The organism is Mycobacterium sp. G7A2 (assembly GCF_041902445.1).
In the GTDB taxonomy this organism is placed as follows: Bacteria; Actinomycetota; Actinomycetes; order Mycobacteriales; family Mycobacteriaceae; genus Mycobacterium.
Map to the genome: position 1 here is coordinate 98,481 of NZ_CP169251.1, position 12,531 is coordinate 111,011.

The window sequence follows — 12,531 nt, forward strand, 5'->3', positions numbered from 1 at the left end:
CGATTCAGCTCGCCACCACATAGACCACTGACGCCAGTCCGAAGGCCATGAATCCGATGGCCGTGGCGATCACCGTCCACGTCTTCAGCGTGGTCACCGTGTCGAATCCACAGAACCGTCCGATCAACCAGAAGCCGGAGTCGTTCACGTGCGAGAACGTGATCGAACCGGCGCTGATACCGACGACCACGGCCGCCAACGCGATCGTGCCGACATCCATCGCGGTCACGGCCGGGGCCATGATGGAGCCTGCGGTCGTCGCGGCGACGGTGGCCGAGCCCTGGGCGACGCGGAAGATGACGGCGATGAGGAATCCGGCCAGCATGATCGGCAGGCCCAGCGCGTCCAATCCGTCGGCCAGGGTCTGCCCGATTCCGGTCTCGGTGAGTATCCTGCCGAAAGCTCCACCGGCACCGGTGATCAGGATTATCGAGCAGACAGGTGCCAGGGCGTCGTCGACGAGATTTTCCAGCACTCCCCCGATGGGTTCCCGGCGCCGCCTCGGAATGACATACAGCAACAGCATCGCCAGCAGGACGGTGATCAGCAGAGCCATCGCGGTGGTGCCGATGAGTCGGGACAGCTGAAAGGCGAGGTTGTCCTCGGTCACGACACCGTCGGCCTCGAGTGTCGAGAACACGGTGTTGAAGAAGATCAACAGCAACGGCAGCAGCAGGACGAAGATGATCGTCCAGAATCCCGGACGCTCCTCCTCGGGATAGTCCTTCGGTTCGCCGAGCAGAGTCGGCACCGGCATGTCCGGGTAGCGCTTGGCGATCAACAGGCCCAGGCGGTAACCGGCCAGATACCACGTCGGCAGGCCGACCAGAAGGGCGACAATGACCACCATTCCCACGTCGGCGCCCATCACCGTGGCCGCGGCGGTGGGTCCCGGGTGTGGAGGAGTCAGGGCGTGCATCATCAAGAACGCGCCGATTGAGGGCAGCACGTACAGCATGAACGAGCCACCGAGACGCCGCGCCACGGTGTAGATGATGGGCAGCATGACGATGAAGCCGGCATCAAGGAAGATGGGGAATGCGTAGAAGAGCGAGGCCACGGCCAACGCCAGCGGCGCCCGCTCTTCACCGAATCTGGCCAGCATCCTGTCCGCCAGAACCTGTGCACCGCCGGTCATCTCGACGAGTCGTCCGAGCACGGCGCCGAAACCGACGAGTAACGCAACCGCGCCGACGGTGGTACTGAAGCCGTCGATGACCACGCTGACGACATCACCGATGCCGATACCGGCGGCGATACCCGTCAGCACGCTGACCACGATGAGCGAGAAGAACGCGTGCAACCTCACCTTGATGATCAAAATGAGGAGTACGGCGATGGCCACGACGGCGATGGCGACGAGCAGGCCGGCGGGCCGCTCCGCGAGGACTACCTCGTCCATGGAATTCCCTTCGTGGTCATCAGGTCTGCGTGGCGGTCGTGGGGAGCAGCAGGGACATCAGTCGCCTTTCGGCGCCGGCCCGAGTTCGCGAAGGAGTTCACCCATACGGGAGTAGGCCTTGTTGCGGTAGGCGATGAGTTGCGCCTTGGTCTCGTCGTCGAAGTCACCGGTCAGACCCTTGCCGTTCTTGGTTCCCTTGCGGCCCGCGGCGACGGCGTCGGTGAGCAGCTTCGGGGTCGCCATCCGCTCACCGAATTCGTTCTCCAGCGTCGTGTAACCCTTGGCATAGACGTCGAGTCCGGCCTGATCGGCGATAGCGAACGGGCCGAAGAACCCCAGCCGGAAGCCGAAGGTCGTGCGCACGATCGTGTCCACGTCCTCCACCGACGCCACGCCCTGTTCGACGATCAGGGTCGCTTCTTTGAGAAGCGCATACTGCAGGCGGTTCAATGCCATTCCCGGAGTGTCGGCAACTTGTGCACCCTCGCGCCCGGCTCGCGTGAGGAGGTCCTTGACCGAGTCGATGACCTCCTGGGTGGTGGCTTCGCCGGCGACCAGTTCGACACCGGGGATGAACGGCGCGGGATTGGAGAAATGCACGGTGAGGAACCGCTCCGGGTGGGTGACCGCCTCGACCAGGACCTTGACCGGGATGGTCGAGGTGTTGGTGCCGATGATCGCCTCCGGGCGGGCGGCCGCACACACCCGGCTCAACACATCTTTCTTGACGTCGGGATCCTCGAACACGGCCTCCATGACGAAGTCGACGTCCGACACCGCGTCCTCGAGGCTGTCTCCCGCGGTGAGGTTGCCCATGATGGTCTTGGCGCTGCCCGGTTCGAAGAGACCCTGTTCCTCGAACTCCTCGGCCTCCTTCTCCAGACGTGCGAGGGCTTCGCGGGTGGCGTCGGCGTCGACGTCGGCGATCCGGACGGTGAACCCGTTCAGGGCGAGCACCTGGGCGATTCCACCGCCCATGTAGCCGGCGCCGACGACGGTGACGGTGTTGATCGTGCGCATGCGGATGTCCTTCGGGTCGTGGGTCAGGCGAGGGCGGAGGTGAGAACCTGCAGGATGTACTCGCGGTTCTCGGCGCACACCCCCAGGGAGTCAGAGCCGTAGTGCTCGCAACAGAACGGGCCGGAATAACCGAGGTCGAGTGCCAGCCGAATCATCTGGCGGTAGTTGATGTACCCGTACTTCAGTGGCAGCGGAGCCGAGCTGTACGCGCCGGTCGCCGGATCGTGATCACGCGAATAGTTCTTGATGTGCCAGAAGTTCGAGTACGGAAGCACTTTGGCGAACATCTCGGTGAAATGCGGCATCGGGCGGTGCAACCGGATGAGATTCCCCAGGTCGGGATTCAGTCCGACAGCATCGTGGTCGACGTCGCTGATGAACTGCACTGCCTCGTCGGGAGTGCCGATGAAAGTGTCCTCGTACATCTCGAGGCTCAGCTGGATTCCGTTGGAGCGGGCATGATCGCCGAGTTCGCGAACCCGCTCGATCGCCAGCTCACGCAGAGCAGGGTCGTCGACGTGGCCTTCCACGAGCCAGAACCAGATCTGCTCGCTCTGCGCGGGCGTGATCGCCTGCATGAAACCGGTGTTGACGATGGTGGCGCCGAAAGTGGGGGCGAGGTCGATGAGGCGGTGGGCATCGGCCAGGTTCTGCTCGCCGTGTTCGACATCCACCACCGAGTTCCGGGTCATCGAGATGGAGGAGATGGCCAGTCCTTCGTCGCTCAGCACGGTGCCGAACTCATCGACGCGCGCGTCCGACAATGCGGCGAGCGGAACCCAGGCATCGGTGGGGTCGATGTAGTCGAACCCGAGTTCGCGCACTTGACGCAGCTGTGAAGCCCACACTGTCGCCGGGGCGTCCTTGATGTGGCCGCCGTCGGGTGCCCGATTACCGAAGCTGAGCATGTTGGCTGAGATCGGCCAGGTGTGAGCCGAGTGCATCGACGTCCTCCAAAGTGGTCTGAGTCACAAACCTCTAGATCGCATAGGATATAGGATTTCTGGGGCTCAATGTCAACAGGGGTTAGAATTTCGTCCTTTGATCCGGAGCGGCGGAAAGGCCCGAAGTGGGAGCCGACGAGTACCCGGCACCGGTGCGCAACACGCTGGTCGACCAGGTCTACGAGCGACTCATGGAGTTGCTCCTCGACGGCACGTTGCAGTCGGGGGATCCCATCAGCATCGACGGCACGGCTCGCTACCTCGGCGTCTCGCCGACTCCGGTGCGCGAGGCGCTGGCCCGTCTGGAGTCCACGGGCAACGTCGTCCGGGTCGCCATGCGGGGCTACCGCGTGCCCGACATGCCCGGCGCCAAGGAGATCTCCGACATCATGGACGCGCGCCTGCTCATCGAGCCCCGGCTGGCCGAACTGGCCTGCGAGCGTTCCGATACCCGGTTGTTGAATGCGCTGGAACAGGCGATCGATGAGCAGGATCGCGCACCTCATACACCTGACGCCGCGGCGATCAGGAAGTATCACCGCGCCGATGAGCACTTCCACCGCCTGATCGCCGAACACGCAGACAACAGCGCATTGCTCAGGGCGTATGACGCCTTGGGCGGTCACGGTCAGCGTTTCCGACTCTTCATCGGAGTCGGCGTGCAGGACTCCGCCTGCGCGATCGCCGAACACCGGGAGATCCTGGCCGCGCTCCGGCGCGGCTACGGGCCCGAGGTCTACCGCATCATGCACAGCCACATCAGCGGTGTGAAGGAGCGGGCGCTGGCCGAGCATGCGGAAGCGCAGCGACGCGTCACCGGCCGGCAGAGGTCGCGACGCCGCCCGTCGGATTCTGTGAACACGGCTGACTAAGCGCCGAGAATCCTATAGGATCGGGGGCACACACTCTGGTTCGTAGCGCTGGACGTCTCGTCGCCGGCGCGTTGTGAAGGACGGAACAATGACGTACCTCCTCAATTCGCCGGACGACTTCGCCGAGGAGGCGGTCCGCGGCCTCGTCGCCTCTCATCCAGACCTTCTGGTCGAGGTCCCCGGCGGAGTAGCTCGCTCGACGCAGACACCGGCGGGCCAGCCGGCGTTGGTGATCGGCGGCGGCTCCGGGCATTACCCCGCATTCGCGGGCTGGGTCGGCCCCGGCATGGGACACGGGGCCCCATGCGGCAAGATCTTCTCCTCGCCCTCAGCCTCAGAGGTCTACTCCGTGGTGCGCAACGCCGAGAACGGTGGCGGCGTGATCCTCGGGTTCGGAAATTATGCCGGGGACGTTCTCCACTTCGGCCTGGCGGCCGAGAAGCTCCGTCACGAAGGCATCGACGTCCGTATCGTCACGGTGAGCGATGACATCGCCTCCAACACCTCCGAGAATCACCGCGACAGGCGGGGTGTCGCAGGCGATCTACCCGTGTTCAAGATCGCCGGGGCGGCCATCGAGGCGGGGGCGGATCTCGACGAGGCCGAACGCCTGGCGTGGAAGGCCAACGACGCGACACGTTCTTTCGGACTCGCCTTCGAGGGCTGCACCCTACCCGGCTCTGACGACCCGCTGTTCCACGTCGAAAAGGGCAGCATGGGGGTGGGTTTGGGAATCCACGGCGAACCCGGGGTCCGAGACGCCGATATCGGTAGTGCCGCAGACATCGCCGATCTCTTGGTCGACGAACTGCTGGCCGAAGAGCCGCCACGGGGCGAGGACGGCTACGACGGCAGAGTCGCCGTGATCCTCAACGGACTCGGCACGGTGAAATACGAAGAGCTCTTTGTCGTCTACGGGCGTATCGCCGAACGACTGGAACAACGAGGACTGACAGTCGTGAGACCCGAGGTGGGCGAATTCGTCACCAGCCTCGACATGGCGGGTCTGTCGCTGACGTTGGTGTTCCTCGACGACGAACTCGAAAAGCTCTGGCTCGCGCCGGCCGAGACACCGGCCTATCGGCGAGGCTCGATGCCGGTCGTCGATCGGGCCCCCCGCACGGGCACCTGGGATCCAGGCAAGACCGAAATACCCGATGCCAGCGAGGATTCGCGAACCTGCGCCCAGAAGATCGTCGCAGTGCTCGAAAGGTTCCGGCAGGTCTGTGCCGACAACGAAGGCGAACTCGGTCGACTCGACGCGGTCGCCGGTGACGGTGACCACGGCCAGGGCATGGTGTTCGGCTCCCGGGGCGCGGCCGGCGCCGCGCGCACCGCGGTCGATCAGGGCGCAGGTGCTCGCACCACGCTGCTGATGGCCGGTGAAGCCTGGGCGGACGCTGCGGGCGGAACTTCCGGAGCCCTGTGGGGCGCCGCATTGACCAGTGCCGGTGGCGAATTCACCGACACCGAAGGGGCCGGCGAGCGAAGCGTCGTCGATGCCGTCACCGCCGGGATCGATGCCGTCCTCCGGCTCGGTGGAGCGGAGCCCGGAGACAAGACCATGGTCGACGCCGCCGTGCCGTTTCGTGACGCACTGACCGACGCGTTCGACACGGACGCAGGCCCTGCGATCACCGCTGCGGCGCGCGTCGCGCACGACGCCGCCGCCAAGACCGCCGACATCACAGCGCGGCTGGGCCGCGCGCGAGTGCTGGGCGAGAAGAGCGTCGGCACCCCCGACCCGGGAGCGTTGTCCTTCGCGCTGCTCATGACGGCGCTCGGCGAGCACCTGACCCGCTGAACGACAACCGCTGTGGAGGAACGGATATGACAATGAGGATCGTAGTGGGCGGCGACAACGCCGGATTCAACTACAAGGAGGCGCTGCGCAAGGACCTCGAGTCCGACGAGCGCGTGGACACCGTCGAGGACGTCGGGGTCATGGAAGACGAGGACGACACGTCCTACCCGAACGTCGCCGTCGCAGCCGCGGAGAAGATCGCACGGGGGGAAGCGGACCGGGCACTGTTGATCTGCGGCACCGGATTGGGCGTCGCGATCGCGGCGAACAAGGTCAAGGGTGTCCGCGCGGTCACCGCGCACGACCTCTACTCCGTCCAGCGTTCCGTCCTGTCGAACAATGCGCAGGTGCTGTGCATGGGGGAACGTGTGGTGGGACTCGAACTGGCGCGTGCGCTGGTCAAGGAGTGGCTCGGGCTGGAGTTCGACCCACAGTCCTCCTCCGCGGCGAAGGTCGACGACATCCGCGCGTACGAGGGTGACTGAGACCCGCGACGGCGTGGCGACCCTGTGGGTCGGCACCAGCTGGAAGATGAACAAGAGTCTCGACGAGGCCCGTCGATACGCTCGCGAGCTGGACCACTACCTGAGGCGCACGAAACTCGCTGGAGTGCAGCCATTCATCATTCCGTCGTTCACCGCGGTCAGCGCAACCCGGGAGGCACTGGGGCAGGACACGCCGGTACTGCTCGGAGTGCAGAACGCTCATTGGGACGACCATGGCGCGTGGACGGGCGAGGTGTCCGTCGCTCAGGCCAAGGACGCGGGCGCTCAGCTCGTGGAGATCGGTCACTCCGAGCGGCGCGAGCACTTCGGTGAGACAGTCGCGACAACCCGGCTGAAGGTGGCGGCCGCGCTCGCCCACGGGCTGGTTCCCTTGCTCTGTATCGGCGAGAGCGACGAAGTCAGACGTGCCGGGGACTCGTCACGATTCATTCTCGATCAAGCAGCCGGCGCATTAGATGGCCTCACCCCCGAGCAGATGAAGCGGGTCCTCATCGCCTATGAACCGGTGTGGGCAATCGGCGACAAGGGCCGCCCCGCCACCGCCGAGGAGATGCGGGCGCCGTTCGCCGAACTCGGTCGCGAATACCTCGGACGCATAGGTGGACTGCTCTACGGAGGTTCGGTCAACGTCGACAACGCGGCAGATCTTCTCGGCATCGCCGAGGTCACCGGGTTGTTCATCGGCCGGGCCGCTTGGGAGTTGCGCGGATATCTGCAACTTCTCGAGCTCGCCGCGAGTCATCCGAAGCTGGCGGGCTGACGGGCGGTTGTTCTATCGGGGGTTCTCCGCTCAGACCGTTCCACCCGGGAAGACCGTCTTGACGGCCTCGGTGATGTGCTCCCGCGCGGTGGCGGCGTCGGTGGGGTCCAGCGAGCTGATCGCCATCACATAGCGGCGGTCGGGCCCGATCAAGCCGGTGGACACATGCAGCTGGTTGCCGCCGTTCCAACAACAGAACCAACCCTGCTTGACCGCAACGGGTTCGGCGTAGAGGCCGTCGGGGATGCCGAACCGCTGGGGATAGCCGTCATTGCCCGTCGCAGTGAACCGGGCGATGTTGCCGATGATGATGTCGGCCTGCTCGCGCGGTAACCCGCCGGTGCCCGCCAACAGCATGTCGTAGTAACGGACGAGATCGCCTGCGGTGCTCTGCGTGACGTCCCAATGTCCGTTGTACGGCGCGGTGGTGCCGGTCAGACCGTACCGGGCGACGATGCGGTCGATCACCGCGTTCTGACCGCTGCGGTCCCAGAACATCTGCGCGGCACTGTCGTCGGAGGACCGCAGCATCGTATCCAGGGACTGCCGATCGGCGGCCGAGAGTTCGATGTCCCCCTGCGACTCCCGCAGCAGCAGATCGTCGGCGATGAACAGCTTGACCACCGACGCGATCGGAAACGGCGTGTTCGCGCCGTGGGCCGCCAGCTGACCGGTCTGCCGGTCCAACACGGCGGCCTCGATCTGGGCGCCCACGTCGGCGGCCTGCGCGGCCGCCTGTTGAACGCGGTCGTCGAGCCCGGCGAGAGGGACCGGCGGCGCAGCGGGCGGGGCCTGGGGCATCAGGGTCGGGCGCGGCGCGTGCGGAGTGTGATCGGCGGCGGGCGGCGCGCCCGACACCTGGGGCGTGCATCCTCCCAGCAGCAACGCGACGCCGAGGATCGCCGCCCTGGCTCCCGCCCTGTTCAGTCGCAGTCGGCGCATCGGTGTCCTCCACATCGCTTCCGGAAGGGCGGGCCGTCGCCGGCCCGCCCTTCATCCACCCTAAACGGCTGATCGGGCCCGGGTACCCCGTCGCGGGCCCACCGCATCAGATCGACGGTTTCCGATCCGGCCGATACGGGTAGGTCCATCGCACTGGTTGAGCTGGGGAAAGGCCGGAGACCATGGACCGAGACGTGGCAACCAAGCCCGACGATGCCTCCCTCCTGAAAGTCCTCGGCAACTGGGACGTCCTCGCGCTCGGGTTCGGGGCCATGATCGGGTTCGGCTGGGTCGTGTTGACCGGCGACTGGATCGGCTCCGCGGGCACCCTCGGGGCGGTGCTGGCGATGGCGGCGGGCGGCGTGATCATGGCCGTGGTCGGCTTGACCTACGCGGAGTTGACCGCGTCGATGCCCAAGGCGGGCGGAGAACACAACTTCCTGCTGCGCGGCATGGGTCCGCGCTGGTCGTTCATCGGCTCGTGGGGGATCGTCGGTGGGTACGTCACCATCGTCGCGTTCGAGGCCGTGGCACTGCCGAGAACCGCGCTGTACCTGTTCCCCGACCTCAACCAGATTCACCTGTGGGATGTCGCGGGCAGCGAGGTCCATCTCACCTGGGCGCTGGTGGGCTCGATCGCGGCGGTCGTCATCACCACCATCAACATCCTCGGGGTGAAGTTCGCCAGCGTGGTGCAGACGTTCGTCGTGGTACTCCTGCTCATCATCGGTTTGATGCTGGTGTTCGGATCGTTCACCGGCGGCTCGCCGGACAACATGCAGCCGCTGTTCACCGGCGGAGTCGCGGGCTTCTTCGCCGTCCTCGTCGTGGTGCCGTTCCTGTTCGTCGGGTTCGACGTCATCCCGCAGTCGGCGGAGGAAGTGAACGTGCCCGCTCGCCAGATCGGCCGGTTGGTCGTCATCGCCGTGATCCTGGCGACCATCTTCTATCTGCTCGTCATCGCGACCACGTCGTCAGCGATGCCGCCGGGTGACCTGGGTGAGGCGGACATCGCCACCGCGGACGCCTTCGGCGCGCTGTTCAACAGTGATGTGATGGCGAAGCTGCTGATCGCCGGCGGCATCGCCGGGATCCTGACGTCGTGGAATTCGCTGCTGCTGGGCGCCTCCCGGCTGATGTACTCGATGGCACGCTCGGGCATGCTGCCCGCCTGGTTCGGCAAGGTGCACCCGCGATTCCACACACCGGTCAACGCGTTGCTGTTCATCGGTGGCCTGTCGTTCCTCGCACCGTTCCTCGGCGAGGCGATGCTGGGCTGGCTCGTCGACTCGGGATCGCCGAGCATCGTCATCGCCTACCTGCTGGTGTCCATCGTGTTCCTCGTGCTGCGGCGACGGGAACCGGACATGGACCGGCCGCTGCGGATCGGTGGAAAAGGTCAGGGCGGCTTGCTGATCGGCGGAGCGGCCGTGGTTCTCTGCGCAGGCCTGTTGAGCCTGTATCTCCCGGGGATGCCTGCGTTCCTCGATCCGCAGCCGTGGTTGTTGTTCGGCGGCTGGTGGGTCCTGGGTCTGTTCTTCCTGTTCCGGGTCCCCACCGGGGTTGCACCGGGTGAAGACGCCGAGCACCGGCTGCTGGAGGAACTGCGGCAACGCCGGGCATCGACCGGATCCGGCAGCCGATGACCCGGTGCCCCGCTCACCGTCGACCGGCGTGCGAATCCTCGTCGGCGGCTGTTGCGTTCGTTTTGACCGGTCGCCGTACCGCAGCGGTGACGAGGTTTCGACGCAACCGTCCGCTGGTGTTCCGGTAGAGGCAGCCCATGGCGGCCGCGGTTCCGCGGACGTCGTCGCGGGCCGTCAGGTAGGTCCAGCGGTGGTGTTCGGGCAGGGCGAAGAACTTCTCGAAGAACAGGGGGACATCCTCGGCCGGCATACGCAACAGGGCTTCCAGCCCGATGCGGCGCAGCCGGTGGATCGCCACCGCAGACGGCGGCCAGACGGCGCGCTTCCCGGCAGACAGCGCTTCATCCGGTCCATCGGCCAGGTGCACGGCCAGCGCCGAGGCGACCGCAGGGGCGAGCCTCAGCGAAGCCGCCACGCTGAATCCCGTCGCGGGGTGGATCAGCGGCGCGGCCGCGCCGAACCCGAGTACGCCGCGCCCGTCGTGTCGCGGCTGGTCGACGGGGAACCAGACCTTCTCACTGCGGGCATCGGCGGCCGGGGTGACACCGTGCCGCGCCAGCCGCGCGTGCAGCCGCCGTCGCAGGGTCGCCAGAGGCAGACCCGGCCGTCGCGCCAGCGAGGTCTCCTCCAGCAGCACCTGACCGTCACCCAGTGGAACGCCGTACAGGAACGTCGGCCAGCCGTGCTCGCCGTGGTCGGGGCGCCAGTCCATGAACAATGCTTGACCGGGAGTGACGACGGGCGCGGCGGTGTCGTCGTCGACGATCACCCCGTAGGCGGTCTGCTCGGCCGTATAGCTGCGTGGCGACACCGGATCTGTTGGGCGCCAACGTCCCCCGGCATCAACGATGATCTGCGCGCGCAGCCAGGAGCCGTCGGCCAGGGCGACGACGCCGCGCTGCGGCGAACCGACGACGCGTCCGGCATGGATGCGCACATCGGTGAGTTGATCGGCCAGGTGCGCGTGGAGAGCGGGAACGTCGAGAACGGCGTAGTCCCAACCCACGTGGTGCTCGGTGACCGCGTGGACCCGGCCGGCGGCGCGGGCGGCGACCACCGACGCCGGCAGGCCGGCGGGCAGCTCGTCGGCCCACATGCCGTAGGTAGCGGTCCACGGGCGTTGCGGCGCCGGGTCGACGAGCCCGGTGCGCAGTCCACGACGGGCGCACTGTGCCGCCAGCGCCATGCCCGCCGGCCCGGCTCCGACCACCAACACGTCCATCCGACCCATGGTGCCCTTCAGGCGCGCTCCGATGCTTCTCGTTCTGCCGAACCGTATCAATCCGCAGCGGTAGCCTCGGTGGGGTGAGAACCATCTCGGGGATCTTTCTTCTCGGAGTCGGAGTCCTTGTGGCCCTCTCAGGTGTGCTGTTCGCATTGCAGGGGTTCGGATTCGTCGGCGGCAGTCCGATGACCGATACCACCACGTGGTCTGTTGCCGGCCCGATCATCGCGGTCGCCGGTGTCGGAATGATGTACATGGGCTGGCGGATCAGCCGCAGGAATCAATCGAGCCCATAGCCCGTTGACCCCACTGTCGCAGGGCCACCGCTCGCGACGAAGCGGCAAGGAAAGAGGCGAGATCGATGAAGAAGATCGGACGGGTCGGAATCATCGCAGGTGCACTGTCGGCGGCCGTGATCGGTTTGGCTGGACCGGCCCAGGCCGATGACGGCGGTGCCGAAGACAGCGGACGTGACAGGGATTCCAACTACTACGGCCGCGGGGGCTACTACGACGTCGGTGGCTTCAACAACCCGTGGATCAACCAGTTGGTCCCGACGGTCAAGGTGCCGAAGGTCGACACCAGGGTGCGCAACTGATCGGTGGACTACCTGATCTGCGTTGCGGCCCCCGGTTACCGTGAGGGAGTGGCCGACAACGAGGTGATGGACTTCGACGGCGACGCGCAGCGCGGATCGCGCACGCCGCGCAGCGTGTACGAGGTGGGGCGAGAACCCGATCCCCTCTACAGCCTGGCCAACGAGCGGACCTACCTGTCGTGGCTGCGTCTTGCCGTCACGCTGCTGGCCGGCGCTGTCGCCATCGACCGGTTGTTCCTCGACCGCCCGTGGTGGGGCAGTGAAGCCCTCGCGCTGGGCCTCGTCGCCGTCGCCTTCGGCACGTGCGGGGTCGGGGTCCGGCGCTGGTGGGTCACCGAGCGGGCACTCCGGCAACGCAGGCCGTTGCCCGGTTTCGGCGCCCCACTACTCGGCATCGTGGCCGTGCTGCTGGCCGGAGCGGGCGTCCTCGTCATCGTGTTGATGCCCAGGGGGTGAGCGCCGGTGAAAACCACGCCCGGCAATCTGTGGGGGGACCAGTACCCGTTCGAACGCAACGCCGCCCAGCGCACGATGACGATGCTGGGGCTGGCCGGACTGTTCGTCGTCACGACGATTCTGCTCGTGCGCACCGAACCGGCCCACGTCCTGGGCATCGCACTGATCTGCGCGGGAGTGCTGTCCGGGCTCGCTGCGCTGTCCCGGCACCGCTACGTGCAGGAGACCCGCCTGGGCTTCGTGATCCTTCGGAGCCGCGGTGGTGGATTCGTGTTCGGTTCTGCGCTGGTCTTCGCGGTGATCGGCGTCCTGGTCGCGCTGCTGCTGGTGTTCGACTGACAGACCGGCGGGTGAAG

General features: G+C 66.5%; 14 protein-coding genes. 9 read left to right on the plus strand and 5 right to left on the minus strand.

The annotated features are described in order from the left end of the window. Nucleotides 1–4: 4 nt before the first annotated feature. The 3 genes from ACEWX3_RS00450 to ACEWX3_RS00460 are packed head-to-tail and all read right to left on the minus strand — an operon-like array spanning nucleotide 5 to nucleotide 3,366. On the minus strand, nucleotides 5–1,402 hold the full coding sequence (locus ACEWX3_RS00450; protein WP_374158411.1) for a GntP family permease: 1,398 nt from the start codon (nucleotides 1,400–1,402) through the stop codon (nucleotides 5–7). Nucleotides 1,403–1,459: 57 nt separating this feature from the next. Next, nucleotides 1,460–2,422: a 3-hydroxyacyl-CoA dehydrogenase family protein gene (locus ACEWX3_RS00455; RefSeq protein ID WP_374158412.1), complete on the minus strand. Its 963-nt coding sequence runs from the start codon at nucleotides 2,420–2,422 to the stop codon at nucleotides 1,460–1,462. 23 nt (nucleotides 2,423–2,445) lie between these two features. Then, nucleotides 2,446–3,366, minus strand: coding sequence for a sugar phosphate isomerase/epimerase family protein (locus ACEWX3_RS00460; RefSeq protein ID WP_374158413.1), 921 nt, complete (start codon nucleotides 3,364–3,366; stop codon nucleotides 2,446–2,448). Nucleotides 3,367–3,491: 125 nt separating this feature from the next. Between ACEWX3_RS00460 and ACEWX3_RS00465 the strand changes: the two genes are divergently transcribed. The 4 genes from ACEWX3_RS00465 to ACEWX3_RS00480 all read left to right on the plus strand — a co-directional run bounded on the left by ACEWX3_RS00465 (nucleotide 3,492) and on the right by ACEWX3_RS00480 (nucleotide 7,308). Next, a complete protein-coding gene (locus tag ACEWX3_RS00465) occupies nucleotides 3,492–4,238 on the plus strand; it encodes a GntR family transcriptional regulator (protein ID WP_286182800.1) in 747 nt (248 codons plus the stop codon). 88 nt (nucleotides 4,239–4,326) lie between these two features. Beyond that, nucleotides 4,327–6,042 (plus strand): L-erythrulose 1-kinase, encoded by a 1,716-nt coding sequence (gene lerK / locus ACEWX3_RS00470; protein ID WP_374158414.1) that lies wholly within the window; start codon nucleotides 4,327–4,329, stop codon nucleotides 6,040–6,042. A gap of 26 nt (nucleotides 6,043–6,068) precedes the next feature. Further along, entirely contained in the window at nucleotides 6,069–6,527 is a 459-nt protein-coding gene (locus tag ACEWX3_RS00475; protein WP_152519334.1) for a ribose-5-phosphate isomerase, read from the plus strand. Further along, on the plus strand, nucleotides 6,520–7,308 hold the full coding sequence (locus ACEWX3_RS00480) for a triose-phosphate isomerase (RefSeq protein WP_286182798.1): 789 nt from the start codon (nucleotides 6,520–6,522) through the stop codon (nucleotides 7,306–7,308). The genes ACEWX3_RS00475 and ACEWX3_RS00480 overlap by 8 nt, the downstream gene beginning before the upstream one ends. Nucleotides 7,309–7,338: 30 nt before the next feature. Here ACEWX3_RS00480 and ACEWX3_RS00485 read toward each other — a convergent pair whose 3' ends face one another. Further along, entirely contained in the window at nucleotides 7,339–8,250 is a 912-nt protein-coding gene (locus ACEWX3_RS00485) for a serine hydrolase (protein ID WP_374158415.1), read from the minus strand. A gap of 194 nt (nucleotides 8,251–8,444) precedes the next feature. Here ACEWX3_RS00485 and ACEWX3_RS00490 point away from each other — a divergent pair, with 194 nt between their 5' ends. Further along, on the plus strand, nucleotides 8,445–9,896 hold the full coding sequence (locus ACEWX3_RS00490) for an APC family permease (RefSeq protein ID WP_374158416.1): 1,452 nt from the start codon (nucleotides 8,445–8,447) through the stop codon (nucleotides 9,894–9,896). A gap of 13 nt (nucleotides 9,897–9,909) precedes the next feature. Here the strand turns inward: ACEWX3_RS00490 and ACEWX3_RS00495 are convergent, their stop codons facing one another. Next, nucleotides 9,910–11,118 (minus strand): lycopene cyclase family protein, encoded by a 1,209-nt coding sequence (locus ACEWX3_RS00495; RefSeq protein WP_374158417.1) that lies wholly within the window; start codon nucleotides 11,116–11,118, stop codon nucleotides 9,910–9,912. Between the two features lie 92 nt (nucleotides 11,119–11,210). On the opposite strand from ACEWX3_RS00495, the gene ACEWX3_RS00500 reads away from it, so the two are divergent. The 4 genes from ACEWX3_RS00500 (at nucleotide 11,211) to ACEWX3_RS00515 (ending at nucleotide 12,514) form a co-directional block, all read left to right on the plus strand. Then, a complete protein-coding gene (locus ACEWX3_RS00500; RefSeq protein ID WP_221361960.1) occupies nucleotides 11,211–11,417 on the plus strand; it encodes a hypothetical protein in 207 nt (68 codons plus the stop codon). 65 nt (nucleotides 11,418–11,482) lie between these two features. Continuing rightward, nucleotides 11,483–11,719, plus strand: coding sequence for a hypothetical protein (locus tag ACEWX3_RS00505; RefSeq protein WP_207066193.1), 237 nt, complete (start codon nucleotides 11,483–11,485; stop codon nucleotides 11,717–11,719). A 48-nt stretch (nucleotides 11,720–11,767) separates the two neighbouring features. Then, nucleotides 11,768–12,175: a YidH family protein gene (locus tag ACEWX3_RS00510; protein ID WP_374158418.1), complete on the plus strand. Its 408-nt coding sequence runs from the start codon at nucleotides 11,768–11,770 to the stop codon at nucleotides 12,173–12,175. 6 nt (nucleotides 12,176–12,181) lie between these two features. After that, the gene (locus ACEWX3_RS00515; protein ID WP_207066188.1) at nucleotides 12,182–12,514 is read left to right on the plus strand and encodes a hypothetical protein; all 333 of its coding nucleotides are present in this window, start codon (nucleotides 12,182–12,184) and stop codon (nucleotides 12,512–12,514) included. The last annotated feature ends 17 nt before the right edge of the window (nucleotides 12,515–12,531 follow it).

Coding starts and splice junctions, on each gene's coding strand:
- ACEWX3_RS00450 (WP_374158411.1), bottom strand. CDS start 1,402: ATGGACGAGGTAGTCCTCGCGGAGCGGCCCGCCGGCCTGCTCGTCGCC.
- ACEWX3_RS00455 (WP_374158412.1), bottom strand. CDS start 2,422: ATGCGCACGATCAACACCGTCACCGTCGTCGGCGCCGGCTACATGGGC.
- ACEWX3_RS00460 (WP_374158413.1), bottom strand. CDS start 3,366: ATGCACTCGGCTCACACCTGGCCGATCTCAGCCAACATGCTCAGCTTC.
- lerK (WP_374158414.1), top strand. CDS start 4,327: ATGACGTACCTCCTCAATTCGCCGGACGACTTCGCCGAGGAGGCGGTC.
- ACEWX3_RS00475 (WP_152519334.1), top strand. CDS start 6,069: ATGACAATGAGGATCGTAGTGGGCGGCGACAACGCCGGATTCAACTAC.
- ACEWX3_RS00485 (WP_374158415.1), bottom strand. CDS start 8,250: ATGCGCCGACTGCGACTGAACAGGGCGGGAGCCAGGGCGGCGATCCTC.
- ACEWX3_RS00495 (WP_374158417.1), bottom strand. CDS start 11,118: ATGGACGTGTTGGTGGTCGGAGCCGGGCCGGCGGGCATGGCGCTGGCG.
- ACEWX3_RS00505 (WP_207066193.1), top strand. CDS start 11,483: ATGAAGAAGATCGGACGGGTCGGAATCATCGCAGGTGCACTGTCGGCG.